Annotated in this window: 14 protein-coding genes; 10 read left to right on the top strand and 4 right to left on the bottom strand. The window is 44.2% G+C overall.

Annotated elements, in window-relative coordinates:
* Nucleotides 1-87 precede the first annotated feature (87 nt).
* Nucleotides 88-1,239, bottom strand: a complete 1,152-nt coding sequence (locus tag HMPREF1647_RS05460) for a hypothetical protein (protein ID WP_035432833.1) — start codon at nt 1,237-1,239, stop codon at nt 88-90.
* A 199-nt stretch (nt 1,240-1,438) separates the two neighbouring features.
* Between HMPREF1647_RS05460 and HMPREF1647_RS05455 the strand changes: the two genes are divergently transcribed.
* Nucleotides 1,439-2,923 carry an MATE family efflux transporter gene (locus HMPREF1647_RS05455; protein WP_035432831.1) on the top strand — a complete coding sequence of 495 codons (1,485 nt, stop codon included), beginning with the start codon at nt 1,439-1,441 and terminating at the stop codon, nt 2,921-2,923.
* Between the two features lie 115 nt (nt 2,924-3,038).
* Here HMPREF1647_RS05455 and HMPREF1647_RS05450 read toward each other — a convergent pair whose 3' ends face one another.
* The 3 genes from HMPREF1647_RS05450 to asnS all read right to left on the bottom strand — a co-directional run bounded on the left by HMPREF1647_RS05450 (nt 3,039) and on the right by asnS (nt 7,407).
* Nucleotides 3,039-4,319: an O-acetylhomoserine aminocarboxypropyltransferase/cysteine synthase family protein gene (locus HMPREF1647_RS05450; RefSeq protein WP_035432829.1), complete on the bottom strand. Its 1,281-nt coding sequence runs from the start codon at nt 4,317-4,319 to the stop codon at nt 3,039-3,041.
* Nucleotides 4,320-4,388: 69 nt separating this feature from the next.
* Complete coding sequence (locus HMPREF1647_RS06830; protein WP_052039156.1) at nt 4,389-5,729, bottom strand: SixA phosphatase family protein; 1,341 nt, start codon at nt 5,727-5,729, stop codon at nt 4,389-4,391.
* Between the two features lie 274 nt (nt 5,730-6,003).
* Nucleotides 6,004-7,407, bottom strand: a complete 1,404-nt coding sequence (gene asnS / locus HMPREF1647_RS05440; protein ID WP_035432835.1) for an asparagine--tRNA ligase — start codon at nt 7,405-7,407, stop codon at nt 6,004-6,006.
* A 279-nt stretch (nt 7,408-7,686) separates the two neighbouring features.
* Between asnS and pyrE the strand changes: the two genes are divergently transcribed.
* The 9 genes from pyrE (at nt 7,687) to HMPREF1647_RS05395 (ending at nt 14,766) form a co-directional block, all read left to right on the top strand.
* Nucleotides 7,687-8,367: an orotate phosphoribosyltransferase gene (pyrE, locus tag HMPREF1647_RS05435; protein ID WP_035432827.1), complete on the top strand. Its 681-nt coding sequence runs from the start codon at nt 7,687-7,689 to the stop codon at nt 8,365-8,367.
* A 33-nt stretch (nt 8,368-8,400) separates the two neighbouring features.
* On the top strand, nt 8,401-9,315 hold the full coding sequence (locus HMPREF1647_RS05430) for a LysR family transcriptional regulator (protein WP_035432825.1): 915 nt from the start codon (nt 8,401-8,403) through the stop codon (nt 9,313-9,315).
* Between the two features lie 411 nt (nt 9,316-9,726).
* On the top strand, nt 9,727-10,161 hold the full coding sequence (locus HMPREF1647_RS05425) for a hypothetical protein (RefSeq protein ID WP_035432823.1): 435 nt from the start codon (nt 9,727-9,729) through the stop codon (nt 10,159-10,161).
* Between the two features lie 8 nt (nt 10,162-10,169).
* Nucleotides 10,170-10,919, top strand: a complete 750-nt coding sequence (locus tag HMPREF1647_RS05420) for a hypothetical protein (protein ID WP_035432821.1) — start codon at nt 10,170-10,172, stop codon at nt 10,917-10,919.
* Nucleotides 10,920-10,928: 9 nt separating this feature from the next.
* Nucleotides 10,929-11,816, top strand: coding sequence for a hypothetical protein (locus HMPREF1647_RS05415; RefSeq protein WP_035432819.1), 888 nt, complete (start codon nt 10,929-10,931; stop codon nt 11,814-11,816).
* Nucleotides 11,813-12,631: a hypothetical protein gene (locus HMPREF1647_RS05410; protein ID WP_035432817.1), complete on the top strand. Its 819-nt coding sequence runs from the start codon at nt 11,813-11,815 to the stop codon at nt 12,629-12,631. The genes HMPREF1647_RS05415 and HMPREF1647_RS05410 overlap by 4 nt, the downstream gene beginning before the upstream one ends.
* The gene (locus HMPREF1647_RS07015) at nt 12,618-13,481 is read left to right on the top strand and encodes a hypothetical protein (RefSeq protein ID WP_156095557.1); all 864 of its coding nucleotides are present in this window, start codon (nt 12,618-12,620) and stop codon (nt 13,479-13,481) included. The genes HMPREF1647_RS05410 and HMPREF1647_RS07015 overlap by 14 nt, the downstream gene beginning before the upstream one ends.
* Before the next feature lie 2 nt (nt 13,482-13,483).
* Nucleotides 13,484-14,143 (top strand): ATP-binding cassette domain-containing protein, encoded by a 660-nt coding sequence (locus tag HMPREF1647_RS05400; protein ID WP_035432813.1) that lies wholly within the window; start codon nt 13,484-13,486, stop codon nt 14,141-14,143.
* Nucleotides 14,140-14,766, top strand: a complete 627-nt coding sequence (locus tag HMPREF1647_RS05395) for a DUF5028 domain-containing protein (RefSeq protein ID WP_035432811.1) — start codon at nt 14,140-14,142, stop codon at nt 14,764-14,766. Before HMPREF1647_RS05400 ends, HMPREF1647_RS05395 begins: the two co-directional genes overlap by 4 nt.
* The last annotated feature ends 77 nt before the right edge of the window (nt 14,767-14,843 follow it).

The following is a 14,843-nucleotide window of genomic DNA, read 5'->3' as shown; positions in this document are numbered from 1 at the left end:
GAATTGCCTCCCATTTCTCGTGTCCAATAAATGGGAGGCAGTTCAGATACAGAGGCTTTTTGCAAGCAATTATTCACTACGCTGCGCCTAGGAAGTAAATTTCTTCCACAAGCGTAGACCATAGCTATTAGGAAGTCCTGCTTCAATACGAATAGCCAAGTACCATCCCGTGGCGTTATAAACCAACTCAAAGATATCTTGGCTGTTTACGGCAGGGATGCCCTGTGTTAATGCTGTAAAGACAATTCTTACTATGTCAAACAGAACGATAACGGTAACCGCAAGAATATACGGTCTAATAAATCGGGCATCATTTGAACCCTTTAGAGCTAAAAGACCTGCAATAAGAGAAAATGCCGCACCAAGTGTCACCAAGAAAATGGTAAGGATTCCCTGTTGTTCAAGGAATTGATTAACCGTATCTAAAACTGGTTGATTTACAACTCTAGAAAAATCATGCAATCCAAGCAAAATCAGAACTAGAAAAAGTGCAATTCCACTCAGCGTGATAGAAACCAGTGCAAAAAAGTGAAGAACTCGCTGATGACGAGAGCGCCAATATGTAGTTCCCACAATACCCTGGTCATGTTCCTTCTTTACTTTATCCGCAAGATTAGAGCAAATTACCACGTAAACTATAGTATTGAGTTGAATAAATGGATCAAGAATAATCAACTCTCCTCTACCCCAAGCCCATAAAATTCCTACCAGAATAATCAAACCAATCAGATAGCAAAGAAATCTGTATGGTTCAACTTTTGATGAGTCTTTGGCTGCACGTAATCCAAGTACCGAGGTTACAACCTGCAACACACCAATAAGCAATACAAACACATAGCCTAGAAGCACGTTATTGCTGAACGTAAAATACACACCGCTGAACTCAAGCTGTTCCAAAGGAACAGCAGGCTGTAAGCCCATAACAGTTGCAAAAAGAGATGCCGACGTAGTCAGAACATCTGCTGCTCCCAAGATAATCAAAACAATTGAAACAATGCGCAAGATATGTTGAGCAGGAGTTCTAGGAACAGTGGCCTTAACTCGGTCAGATGCAGGACGGTTCAGCGGCTGGTCCTCATCAACTACAAGGATTTTCTCGGCACGTTCCGCTACTTCAAAAACGTTTTCTGCCAGCTCAGATGATGCCTCGGTGACCTTTTTAGAAAGCTCTCCTACTCTTGAGTTTTCAGCCAGCTTGGTTAACTCAACGCCCATGTCTTTCTTCTGTTCCGTTGGCACAACAAATCCTCACACTTGTCCAAAATGTTCAAATAAATCATAGCATTAGCTACTTTGCTGTGTTAGTATGTGCAACTGTCCGTGTACCTGCAAGTATGTAAGGAGGCTTGTTCGATGCTTTTTTAATCTTCTCGTGAGCGTGTCACATGTCCACACCACGAGTCTGTCTGACATGTTCCACCACTAATCGAGGAGAATTATGGAATCGAATAAGCTTTTTGCGGAAACACCACCATTTAAATTATTTATACGAGCAGCCCTTCCAGGCGCTATTGCTATGCTTGCGTCGATGCTCTACGACACCGCAGATGGCATCCTTGTTGGACGCTATCTGGGTCAGGAGTCTTTTGGCGCAGTGACCATTGCCATTCCGCTGGTCATTCTCTGCTTTGCTGTTGCCGACCTTATTGGCGTTGGCGCTTCTGCGGTTATTGCAGTTGAACATGGCAAGAAGAACCACCAGACTGCTAATAACATCTTTACCATCGCATTTATCATGCTTATTACCACAGGTGTTATCAGCGGCATTTTCTTCTTCTTTTGTGCACCAAACGTTCTGGCGCTGATGGGTGCTCAGGGTAAGATTGCCGAGCAAGGAACTATCTACCTGCGCGTATGGACCCTTTTCTTGCCGGTTATGTGCATCTCGTATGCCGTTGATAATTTCCTTAAGATCTGCGGAAAAATTAGGCGTTCTACCAGCATTGCCTTTATCTCTGCAATTTTGGGAACCGTACTTGAATACTACTTCCTGGGAGTTTTGGGATTATCCGTTGAGTATGCGGCACTGGGTTACTGCATCTCTATTACCTTCTCATCCCTTTACGGTGTTTGGCCCTTTATTGGCAACAAGCAGATTCTCAAATTTGTGAAGCCTCACTTTAATTGGACGCACATAAAAGAGATCTTTGTAAACGGCTTTCCTATCTTTATGCAGAACATCTCAAGTAGGATTTATTCCCTGCTTATGAACGCTGCCCTGCTCACCCTTGGTGGAGATATTGCCATTGCTTCTTACGGCGTGCTTCTCTACTCTGGCGGCCTTATCCAGCCACTCATTTATGGACAGGCCGACGCCATGCAGCCAGCTATTGGTTATAACTGGGGCGCAAAGAAAAAAGATCGAGTACTTGCTATCGAGAAGTACATCTTCTCCACAGGCATCATCATTGGCATCTTTGCCTTCTGCGTCTCGTTCTTCTTCTCGGAGTTCTTGGTCAAGCTGTACCTGCCAGAAGGAACACAAGAACTGCTTAACATGGCCATTCCAGCCATGCGTATCCATGCATTTATCTTCATTTTTAGCTGGATTACTATGTGCACCGAGAGTCTTGCCATCGCCCTGAAACAAACAAAGATTTCCAATCTTCTGAGCGTCTTTATGGCACTCATCTTCCCTATCAGCTCGCTTATGATGCTGAAGCCCTTTGGTCTGGACGCGCTTTGGTACGTCTCAGTTGTATCCAACATTCTCTCGGCACTGCTCTCCGTTGGCTGCCTCATCCACATCTATCGCAAGCACTTTAAGGGTGTAGACGCTGATGACGCAAACGATGCGTCTGAGCTCCAGGACGAGGATACCCAGCTCACCGAGGCAGAGCTTGCAGAGGCAGAGCTCGCAGCTTCCGAGCTCTCTGGTCCAGAAGACCACCTGGACGGTGAGTCTATCTCCCGAGCTCAATAGCCTGCGCACCCGGCATGCTCCGCACAACAACGTACTCCTCACAAAAACATGGCGAGAAGACCTTCTGATTCCAAGATCTTCTCGCCATAAACATAAGCGGTTATAGAACGTCTACCTACAGCGCAGCAAGTGCCTGCTCGACGTCGTTGATAAGGTCTTCGGTGCCCTCAATACCGCAGCTCAGGCGTACGGTACCTGGGGTAATGCCTGCTGCCACAAGCTCCTCGTCAGTAAGCTGACGGTGCGTTGAAGAAGCTGGATGCAAACAGCAAGAACGAGCGTCTGCAACGTGTGTTGCAATAGAGAAGACCTTGAGGTTGCCCAAGAACTTCTCGGCAGCCTCGCGACCACCAGCAACGTCAACAGTGATAACACCGCAGGAACCGTTTGGCAGGTACTTCTGAGCCAGCTCGTAGTACTTATCGCCTGGAAGGCCAGGGTAGCTTACGTGCGCAACCTTAGGGTTATTAACAAGCGCCTCGGCAACTGCCTGGCCATTCTTGCAATGCTGAGCCATGCGAACATGCAGAGACTCAAGACCAAGGTTAAGATAGAAAGCGTTCTGTGGCGACTGAATAGAACCAAAGTCACGCATAAGCTGAACGGTTGCCTTGGTAATAAAGGCGCCACCGTTACCAAAGGTATCTGCATACACAAGGTTGTGATAGGAAGGGTCAGGCTGTGTCAGACCTGGGAACTTATCTGCGTGAGCAGCCCAGTCAAAGTTACCACCATCAACAATAGCGCCACCAACAGCAGAACCGTGACCATCCATGTACTTAGTAGTGGAATGGGTCACAATATCTGCTCCCCACTCAAGAGGACGGCAGTTCACAGGCGTGGCAAACGTATTGTCAACAATCAGTGGCACGCCATGGTCATGAGCAGCCTTTGCCCAGCGCTCAATATCAAGGACAACCAGTGCGGGGTTTGCAACAGTCTCACCAAAGACGCACTTGGTATTTGGCCTAAATGCTGCGTTAATCTCCTCGTCAGTTGCATCTGGCGAGATAAACGTGCACTCCACACCCATCTTTTTAAGGGTGATAGCAAACAGGTTAAAGGTTCCGCCATAAATGGTGGAAAGCGCAATAAAGTGATCTCCGGCCTCAGCAATGTTAAAGACGGCAAAGAAGTTTGCTGCCTGACCAGAAGAAGTCAGCATTGCAGCGGTACCGCCCTCAAGAGCACAAATCTTTGAAGCTACATTATCCAGCGTTGGGTTCTGAACGCGAGAATAGAAATAGCCCGCAGCTTTGAGGTCGAACAACTCTCCAAGTTGCATCGACTCGTCATATTTGAACGTGGTTGATTGAATGATAGGCACTTGCCTAGGCTCACCGCAACCAGGCTGATAACCGCCCTGCACGCAGCGAGTCTCGATGCTCTCAGACATAGCATCCTCCCTCATAATCATCATCCACGCCGCGCAAACGTCAATGCGCTCCAAACGTGGACTATGTGATTATCTAAGGATACTAGTCTCTCTACCCTCAATAACACGCTCAATCAAAACTTTTTCATGTTCTGAAACAATTGCGAGGTCTGAGGTAACATCTCTGAAGTCCATGGAGTCTTTCCACTCTTTGACCAGAGAAATATTGCGCTGAGCTGTGCAAACAGTACTAAGCTCAGAGTCAATATCCTGCATAATCTGGGTGTAATTTGCGCGTTTCTCGCCCAACATGTCACTGAGATGGAAGAGAATGTGCTCAACTTCACGAACTTCTCGCCTTGCGTGGTGTACCTCGGAGAAGCTAGTCATATCCAGACCAAACAAGCGCGCATCAATAGTCTCAAGCATGTAATCAAAGCGGCTGCTGACATCCTCAAACGAGATGCCATCCTGTAGCACTGCATCTGACCATGCAGGCTCAAAGAGCTCATCCAGAGCACAGCGTAGACTACGACGAACTGCCTTCTTGCGCAGAGCCTCACAGACGCGATCGCGCTCATTCTCGCGAGCTGCCTCGACAGCACTGACCAGCTTGGAGCCTTGAGAAAGCTCTCCGGACTCCATCAAATCTGCAACGGTATCAGAGAAGCCGTCAATCTCACGAAGGCGCGTAGTTGCACCAAGCATCAGCCTATAAACAGGCTCAGCAATCTCTACTGCCTCCTCATTAAGAAGTGGCGAGAAGAACTTGGTAAGTAGCTGAGTTCCTCTGAGGGCAAACCTAAATGCAGCGATTACCGCAGGGTCTTCTGGATGAGCGCGGAACTCTGCATATGCGTCCTCCAAGTTGGTTGCCGCATGAGCGCATGCCTCATCCAAAGCGTCAAGTGTCTCCCAGGGCTGAGTGGAAGGGCCACTGACCAGCCAAAGAAGCTTACCGTGAGGCTCGCGAACATCTCCAAGCTGCTTCCAGACGCACTCATGCTGATGACCAAGTGAACCACGTACGTCAATTGCGCACACAGCACCCTTTGTCAGCGGAAGTTCAAATCCCAGCAGAGTCTCTGCAACATAACCCAAAAATGGAGCATGACCAACAAGAATCAGCGTTTCTGCATCAGCGTGCTCAAGCTCTGCCTGAAGTGCAGGAAGATCTTGATCGTAAAGGGAGTCATGAATTTCCAGACCTTCTGCATCCAGAGCCTCTGCCACAATCTCTGCAGTCTCAAGCGCGCGAAGAGCAGGACTTGTCCAAATCTCAGCCTCTTCACCCTCTGGTCCCAACAAACCAAAAATATGAGGATAATTGGCAGATAAAGCCCTCTGGCCAGCACGTGTAAGCTCTCGACTCATGTCTTCAGAGCCACGTTCAGATACACCATGTCTAACAAGAACCAAAGTCTTTACCATGTTTACCTCCGCTGGTCATCTGCAGAAAACTGCTCCTTATAGCGTAATAGGACGCCCGCGCAATTTTGCACGAACGTCCTATTTTTACTGCCAACGGGCAAATATATCGGTATATGGCGAGAAAAACTTTTTATCTCGCATCTCTGCTATGCAGTTCTTGCATAACGGCTATGCATAATCTGCACGCAAAAATCCAACTAAAAAGACTTGGCAACTGTGGCAGTTAGGTTAGCGCGCCAATCGCGTTCCCCTGCGCCACCTGTGACCTGCAATCTTAGAAGTCAGCGTTACCAACGGTACGAGGGTGAGGAATAACGTCGCGAATGTTATCCACACCGGTGAGGTACATAACAAGGCGCTCAAAGCCAAGACCAAAGCCAGAGTGTGTGCAAGAGCCGTAACGACGAAGATCCAAGTAATACTTGTAATCGTCGGGATTCATACCAAGCTCAACAATGCGCTTCTCCAGAAGCTCAAGTCGATCTTCTCGCTGTGAGCCACCAATAATCTCACCGATGCCTGGAACAAGGCAGTCAGCTGCGGCAACAGTCTTGCCATCATCGTTAAGACGCATGTAGAAGGCCTTGATTTCTGCTGGATAATCAGTGACAAAGATTGGCTTTCCAAAGTGCTGTTCGGTGAGGTAGCGCTCGTGCTCAGTCTGAAGGTCAATGCCCCACTCAACAGGGTACTCAAACTTCTGACCACCCTTTACTGCCTCCTGCAGAATCTCAATTGCCTCGGTGTAAGAAACACGAGAGAACTGAGAAGTTGCAACATGGTTCAAGCGCTCAAGCAGACCCTTATCCACAAACTTATTAAGCATCTCAAGCTCATCTGGGCAGTGCTCAAGAACGTATGCAATAACGTAGCGCAGCATCTCTTCTGCAACATCCATGTCCTGTGCAAGATCACAGAAAGCCATCTCTGGCTCAATCATCCAGAACTCTGCAGCGTGGCGACGTGTGTTGGAGTTCTCTGCGCGGAACGTTGGACCAAAGGTGTACACATCACCAAAGGCCATAGCAAAGTTCTCTGCCTGAAGCTGTCCAGAAACGGTAAGGTGAGAAGACTGACCAAAGAAGTCCTTTGAGTAGTCAACATCGCCCTTCTCGGTACGTGGAACGTTGTTCAAATCAAGTGTGGTAACACGGAACATCTCGCCTGCACCCTCAGCATCAGATGCAGTGATGATTGGGGTGTTCACGTAGACAAAGCCACGGTCTTGAAAGAACTGGTGGATGGCAAAGGCAGCCACAGAACGGATGCGGAAAACTGCACGGAACATGTTGGTACGAGGACGAAGGTGCTGTTGCGTACGAAGGTACTCAAGAGACTGGCGCTTCTTCTGCATTGGATAGTCAGGGCTGGATGGTCCCTCAATCACAATGGTCTGCGCCTGTAGCTCAATAGGCTGTGGGCGATCAGGAGTAAGCTCAAGGACGCCCTCGATAATCAGAGCAGCGCCAACGCCACAGGAAGCAACCTCCTCGTAATTGCCAAGGTTCTCACGATTCATAACAACCTGTAGGTCTTTGAAGCAGCTACCGTCATTAAGTGTGACGAAGCCAAAATTCTTCATATCCCTTACTGAACGTACCCAGCCGGCCACCGTAACTTTTTGGCCACCAAGTTGCTCTGCATCTGCGTACAATGCAGAAATCGTGATGCGCTCCACGGGCATACCCTCCTTGTAACTCACTCTGCAGGCTTTTCCTGCGCTCTGCAGGCTAATCCTGCGAGACGAACAAATATCTATTTAGAATACCGCATAACCACATGGCAAACGTTCACTTTTATATATCTGGCGGTATTTACGCTAATCTCACACAGCGAAGCCAAGGCGCGCCATAAAACACCGCGCCATAAAACACCTATCCGCAATTCGGCTAAACTAGTGCAGTGGAATATGCCTGCAAATTGCTACCACTTCAAAAGGCCTGCTAAAGGAGAAACCATGGAAGACTACAAGCGCGAATTTATTGAGTTTATGGTCCAGAGCAACGTACTTAAATTTGGCGATTTTACGCTCAAGAGTGGTCGCAAATCTCCTTTCTTCATGAACGCCGGCGCCTATGTCACTGGCGAGCAGCTCCACAAGCTGGGTCTTTATTACGCTCGCGCCATTCACGACAACTTTGGCCTGGATTTTGATGTAGTTTTTGGTCCTGCTTACAAGGGCATTCCCCTTTCCGTAATCACTGCAATGGGAATCAATGAACTCTATGGCAAACAGGTTCAGTACTGCTCCAACAGAAAAGAAGCAAAAGATCACGGTGCTGACGCTGGCATGCTTTTAGGAGCAGAGCTCAAAGACGGCCTGAAAGTAGTTATGGTTGAAGATGTCACTACCTCTGGCAAGTCTATTGAAGAGACCTATCCTCTGATTACCTCTATTGCAAACATCGAGGTAGTTGGCCTTATTGTCTCGCTCAACCGCATGGAGGTTGGCAAGGGCGGAAAGGTTGCCGCACTTCAGGAAGTCTCCGAGCGCTGGGGCATGCCAACCGCAGCCATTGTCTCCATGGATGAGGTTACCGAGGCCCTCTACAACAACGAGGTAGACGGCAAAGTTATTATCGACGACACCTTAAAGGCCGCCATTGATGCCTACTACCAGCAGTATGGCGTTAAATAAGGCGAGAAAAACCTCTGCGTAGAAACCTGACTTATGACTCTGACTCAACTTAAATACGTTCTTGCAATTGCTAAGGCAGGCACTATTAACGCCGCAGCTAAACAGCTCTTTATCTCGCAACCTACCTTAAGTAGCGCAGTCAAAGAGCTTGAAGCCGAGCTGGGAATCTCCCTTTTTAACAGGACCAGCAAGGGTGTTGAGCCTACCGCAGATGGCGAGGAGTTTTTGAGTTATGCCAGGCAAGTTGTCATGCAGACTGACCTCATCGAAGAGCGCTATCTGGGCACTGCCCCCGCTAAGCAGCGCTTTTGTGTTTCTTGCCAGCACTATTCCTTTGCCGTTGAGGCCTTTGTCAACCTGATTAAAGAGCATGGCGGTTCAAAGTACGATTTCCGTATTAGAGAGACGCAAACCTACGAGATTATTGAAGACGTCTCCAAACTGAGAAGTGAGGTAGGCGTTCTCTACCTCAACTCGTTCAACGAGCGCGTTATTAGAAAAACGCTGCAGGACCAGGGCCTGGTTTTCTCGCCATTGTTTAAATGCAAGCCAAGCGTTTTTGTGGGAAAAGATAACCCACTGGCAAAGCGCTCCTCGGTAACACTCAACGATCTTGCCCCCTACCCTCGCCTTTCGTACGAGCAGGGTGAGCACAATGCGTTCTATTTCTCCGAGGAACTTCTGGCAACACTTGATCGCGATAAGGACATCATGGTCCGAGACCGCGCCACTATCTTCAACCTGATTATTGGCTTGAACGGTTACACCATCAGCACCGGTCTTATTAACGAGGAGCTCAATGGCCCCAACATTGTTGCAATTCCTCTAGCTGTTGATGATTACATGGAAGTTGGCTACGTTACACACGACGAGAAGAGCCTCTCGCCCTTTGGTGAGCTCTACATTGATGCGCTTAAGCGCTGCTGCCAAGCAGTTACGTGGGTGTAAGGTCTATAAAGAAGTAAGCCGTACATAATTGATGCAATTATTACAAAATGGAGAGACCACATAACTGTCTAGAGTGCAAACAAGATTGATAGTTTTTTTCTTTGTTGCCAAATAACAAGGCCACTTTAGTTGCACTTGTGGGCCTAGCTTCAGACACTATCATTCCACATAAGCGTTTAACGCAATAACACGAGTTTATTCATATTTAATTAAGCGCCTATATCAATCATCCTGGCATACATAGAAATTAAATTTTATTAAATAAATTTCAAAAATAACGTAATTACTTTAACCGATAAAAATATACCGCTCACAGAATTAATAAACTGCTTTGCATTTCAAGGTTTATGATGAATACAAGTTAAGGTCTAATCATGGGGTTAGCCAAACTTAAAAACTAAGGAGGCGTTTATGAATCGCCAAAAGGTTTTGAAACTATTTACAGTCTTATCTATCTTTCTTTGTATTTTAGCAGTCCAAAATGTTGCTTATGCAAGCACGGAGGATACGCCTTTTAATTTCTATTTTTACGCCTGCAACACTCAAGGAACATCAGGCCGCACAAAAGACACTAACTCAATGAGTTATATTAGAATTGATCGCATTGATCCTAGTAGCGTTCGCTTTTACATTGACGGTTCCTATAGTCTATGGAGCGGATATGTAAATAAAACGAGAAACGACCACGCAACTATTAGTCACACAGGTCATTTTAATATCCACAACTATGTTTATGAAGCTGGTATGCGCTATGCCAGGATGACAGCTTGGGGCTGCGACGGAAACGGCGTCGTAAACGGAGTTTGGAGCCCCGACTCACGTGGCGGATTTACCGAAGTTAATTAGGATTTGCTATGGTATCTCATGATTTTAGAAACCTTAACTTGAAAATGCACAAGCTCCCAAAAAGAGCTTGTGCTTTGGCAGTATTAATTACTTTTATCATCATTGCTGGATTTTTTTATTTTTATGATCTAGCCCAAAAACAGGCTCAGCAAGAACTCTTTGCGCAACAAGTTACACAAAGGCAAAACGAAGCTTCAGCGCTTTATAAAATTGGCGATACTGTACAACTAACTGGACTTGATCAAGAAGGAGGTAATCCAGCTGAGACTCCTTTTGGGGCTTATCTACCATGGATTGGTACAATAGAGGTAACGGTAACAGACGTAACCCTTTATCATTCTATAGACGAAGCAGGATTTACCTCTGAAGCACTTAACCATTCGTCAGCACCGGAAAATGCAAATAGCTTGTATCTAGTCTATACGCTTCATTTTAAAAACATAGATGCTGTTCAAAAACGCACCCCAAACGGGATGAGCTCTATATTACTTTCTAGCTACTCAATTAATGCCGAAGGACACGATATTTTCATGTCCCAAATCACACCTGAAAATGCCCGAATTAGCAGTTCGGAAGTGGAAAAAGAAAAAGGATATTTTTGGATTAATGCAGGAGATGAATGTGACGTCAAACTTGCCTTTGTACTATCTCCAGAAGAGATGAGAGATATTACTTCTATTCATCTGGCAGATATGGGAGGAATTTATTCAAACGCAAAGTTAGTTGATATACAGTCTGCATTAAAAAGTGATAAGTAGGTGTTTGCTATGAATTCATTGTTCAAGTCTGAATTTAAGCGACAACTTACCCATAACCCATTATTTTGGATATGTATTGCAATTGGCGCCTGTCTTGCACTACTTGCTGCTTGGATTGAAATTCAAATTGAATTTAATACCTTAGAAGCAACTCTTCAACAGGGAAATCATCTTTCCTATAACACTTTGCTTTCTGTCATTTCTGCTTATACTGCTTGGATTCCCACACGAATCGGAGATTTTTACAGTGGACTGTACTATCTCTTATGGCCGCTCTTAGCTACCATCCCAACTGCTTGGATACTAAGCAACGATTCAAAAGAAGGAGTGCTTGAACAGCAATGTCTTAGAATTAAAAAAGCTAGTGTTATCAGGATAAAACTATATGTAAGCTTTGTTTCTGGAGGTATTTGCTCTGCCTTACCTCTTGTCCTTAATTTTTTAGCTGTAATTTGTTTCTTACCGTTATCTACGCCAAAAATTTACGATGAAATATATACCGCAGTCCCAATGAACTCTTTATTCTCAGGACTCTTTTATAACTCTCCTCTTGCTTATGTCATTACTCTATCCGTATTAGCCTTCATAATTGGAGGGCTGTTTTCCTGTGTTGTTTCTCTTTTCGCAAGTTTATCTAAAACCAAATTCCAAGCAATTTTTGTTTCTTATTTTCTGCTGCATCTATTAGCGTTCCTAGGCTCACAATTTTCTGCAATCCTCTTCTCTGCTCAATTAAGAGAAGTGGGACAAAATTCTTTTATTAAGTTGAATTTCTTTCAGTTGATAAGTTCTGAATATGCTTCAACAAAACTTGGATTCTATTGCTTCTGTTTTGTTTTGCTATTACTGGTTATCTTCATTTCTTACAAAAAGACTTGTAGAAGTGATCTGCTATGAAACATCAAATTTCAAGGAACTTCACTCAGCTTTTTGATGTGCATAAAAATCTTCTAGTAGCGCTTTTTGCGATGTTGCTATCTTGTACTGCGTTTATTTCTTCTTTTGCACAATTCAGCTTAATTACACAAGGAGGATATTCATTTTCTTTAGGTGATTTGATTATCGCAACATTTTTCGGATCTGCCCACACGTTCTCTATAGAGTGGACCGCACTCTGCATCTCTTTTCTTCTTATAGTCATTATTTCAAGCTCAGACAAGAATGAACATTTTTCTATTCAACGCATAATGAGATTTGAGAAGAAAACTAGATTTTGGATTTATAGCTATATAAATATAAGCGTATCTTGTCTCGTTTTGATTGCCGTCTATATAATGACATACGTTGTTTTACTTATTTGTACAGGCAACAGCCTTACTATTGCTACACTAAATGTAAATATCTTCATTAACCATACCGTTCAAGTTGCTACAAATTTTTCGCTCACAGCCTCAGAAGTATTAGTCCTTCTCGGCATTTATTATCTTGGCCTCTTGTTCTTTTACTCTTTTTACAAAGTAATGGAACTCTATGCTCACAATTCACTAGCTATATTACTAAGCGTATCGCTGCTAGTTTTAGGAGAGTTCTTTCCTGAACTTCCATTCCCCTCTACATTAATGACTTTTTCGAGACTTCTTCCTTTTAATCCAGAAGGATATAGCCTTGTATATACAACTTTATATTTTCTAGTTGGAATCATTTGCTTAAACATTTTTGGCCTCATTGGAACTAAAAATATAGAGTTTGGCGGTCATTATGAGAAACTCTAAAGTAATTCCATTTGGTCCTTTTATCTATTCATTACGTGGTCCATTTTGTATCTGTACCATCTTAATGATACTTATCGTTGCTACATCTCTTGTAGTGTTCAATCGTTCAGCAACAAGTAATCCAACATTTGCAGATAACGTATCAAGTCTATTTGCTGGAATGCCACAGATATTGCAAAGCATTTCTTCAAATGCTGCTATGCCAAAAATTAAAATTCCTTTTGCCTGGTTAATACTTGTTTTACTTCCCCATCTAATGTGTTTTCTGGCAGTCTCCAGGTCACTAAGAAAAGATATGTATCTTGTTATGTCCTCCTCAAAGAGCTTCTATCCTATTCTTCTAACAGTAAGTTGTGTGACAGCAACTGGGCTTTATTGGATAATAGCGGGAGTTGTAATCCTTTTATTTACACTGCTTCACGGTGGAGAAATTCTATCAACTACGACATTAAGCTTAGAAATTCTCGAAGGTTTTGACGCCTCAACATTACCTGCAAATACGGTAAGTATTGTCCCATTGATTGGATCTCTATTTATTACTTCACTATCTCTTATAACGCTTCAATGTTCAGCAGGATTATTTATTAAAGAATGGCCTCCTCTCTTTTTAATAATTTCCTGGATAGTCTCTTCAATTTTCAAATTACATCCCATTCTTATTGGCAACTACATGATGTTTTCTCGAAGTTCTCTCTATATTGATTCGGCTAGCAGGGAGATTGTTGAAGGTAACCTCTGCGCAGGAGTCAATCCATTCTGCACGTTAGTTTTTTGTATTGGCTCCTTAGGTATTTTTCTTTATCTGTCTCTTTCACGCTTTAAGAACATTGATCAGTTTGGCGGTGAGTAAACATGTCGTACATTTCAGTTGAACATCTAACAAAGGAAATCGGAAACGATACTGTCCTCAAGGATGTCACATTATCCCTGGAAAAGAGAGGGATAATTGGTCTCGAAGGCCAAAACGGCTCTGGTAAAACAATGCTTATGCGAGCGGTCTGTGGCCTCATTAAACCTACCCAAGGATATGTTTCTATTGAAAATAAAAAACTCTGGGATGATATAGATTTCCCACCAAGTGTTGGTCTACTCCTAGAAAAACCAGCACTTCTCAGCTCATATAGCGGTCGTAAGAACCTAGAGATTCTCTCGTCAATAAAACAAATTGCGTCTGAACAAGATATTGATGCTGCAATTAAAAAAGTAGGACTTGATCCTAAAGACAAAAGACCTGTTAGAAAATACTCCCTTGGCATGAAGCAACGCTTAGGAATTGCCATGGCGTTTTTTGAGCAGCCAGATTTAATTATTCTTGACGAACCAACAAATGCTCTTGATGAAGACGGTGTCCATATGCTCACAGAGCTCATTGTTGAACAAAGAGATAGAGGTGCAACACTTCTCATATCAAGTCATGATGCTGAATTCTTAGAGGTTGTCTGCGATGTAATTTACAAAATGAAGCTCGGTAAAACTGTCGAGAAAATCGACGTGCAAAGACGTGCATCATGAAACTAAAAAGCAAACTACCATTATTTGCAATTGTCATAAGCCTTGTACTGGTTTGTGCTCTTGGCTACAGAGTTTGGTGGATAAATACCCATGCACTAACTATCCCTGAAGAGATTTATCAAATGGGAGAATGGGTCCCCCTCGATGGAAATTTTCATTATTCGTCTTCTGAGAATACAAAGGGATATTCAATACGAATAACTGAAATTTCTCTAACCACATATGACGGTTATCTGGAAAAACATGGTATTACGCCACAACATCCCAATGCTCATGGCAATCAAACAAGTGTGATTGATGTAACTATAGAACTTAAAAATGATAGAGAAGAGACTGAGCCTGTAGGAGGAATAGATTTTCTCGGCACGGTTTTAATTCCACAAGCCAACAACACCTATTACATTTGCGATTTAGGAAATGAAAATTCCCTTTGGCCGCTTGTCCAGCCAAATATAACCACTTCGCGAATTGCCATCAAACCGCACACTTCATATGTTCTTCATGTGCCTTATGTAGTAAATCTCACAGGAGAGGAAATCTATAGAAATCCGATTACTGACACAACGTTTGATTTGCTTGTTTCTCGCCTGCCTGTAGAAAAACGAATTCGAGTGTCTTTGTAGCAATTCTTACCTCTCCAGCTACAGGTTTCACCGCTCCTACTACAGATTTCACCGCTCCTACTACAGATCGTGCCACC

This window comes from Lancefieldella parvula DNF00906 (assembly GCF_000758945.1).
In the GTDB taxonomy this organism is placed as follows: domain Bacteria; phylum Actinomycetota; class Coriobacteriia; order Coriobacteriales; family Atopobiaceae; genus Lancefieldella; species Lancefieldella parvula_C.
The sequence above is the reverse complement of the archived record's forward strand: the minus strand, read 5'-3'. Positions and strand labels throughout refer to the sequence as shown.

Bases quoted from the DNA above. Each gene is read 5' to 3' on its own strand.
- HMPREF1647_RS05400 (WP_035432813.1), top strand. From the start codon at position 13,484: ATGTCGTACATTTCAGTTGAACATCTAACAAAGGAAATCGGAAACGAT.
- HMPREF1647_RS05420 (WP_035432821.1), top strand. From the start codon at position 10,170: ATGGTATCTCATGATTTTAGAAACCTTAACTTGAAAATGCACAAGCTC.
- HMPREF1647_RS05450 (WP_035432829.1), bottom strand. From the start codon at position 4,319: ATGTCTGAGAGCATCGAGACTCGCTGCGTGCAGGGCGGTTATCAGCCT.
- HMPREF1647_RS05415 (WP_035432819.1), top strand. From the start codon at position 10,929: ATGAATTCATTGTTCAAGTCTGAATTTAAGCGACAACTTACCCATAAC.
- pyrE (WP_035432827.1), top strand. From the start codon at position 7,687: ATGGAAGACTACAAGCGCGAATTTATTGAGTTTATGGTCCAGAGCAAC.
- HMPREF1647_RS05455 (WP_035432831.1), top strand. From the start codon at position 1,439: ATGGAATCGAATAAGCTTTTTGCGGAAACACCACCATTTAAATTATTT.
- HMPREF1647_RS05410 (WP_035432817.1), top strand. From the start codon at position 11,813: ATGAAACATCAAATTTCAAGGAACTTCACTCAGCTTTTTGATGTGCAT.
- HMPREF1647_RS05430 (WP_035432825.1), top strand. From the start codon at position 8,401: ATGACTCTGACTCAACTTAAATACGTTCTTGCAATTGCTAAGGCAGGC.
- HMPREF1647_RS06830 (WP_052039156.1), bottom strand. From the start codon at position 5,729: ATGGTAAAGACTTTGGTTCTTGTTAGACATGGTGTATCTGAACGTGGC.
- HMPREF1647_RS05395 (WP_035432811.1), top strand. From the start codon at position 14,140: ATGAAACTAAAAAGCAAACTACCATTATTTGCAATTGTCATAAGCCTT.
- HMPREF1647_RS05425 (WP_035432823.1), top strand. From the start codon at position 9,727: ATGAATCGCCAAAAGGTTTTGAAACTATTTACAGTCTTATCTATCTTT.
- HMPREF1647_RS07015 (WP_156095557.1), top strand. From the start codon at position 12,618: ATGAGAAACTCTAAAGTAATTCCATTTGGTCCTTTTATCTATTCATTA.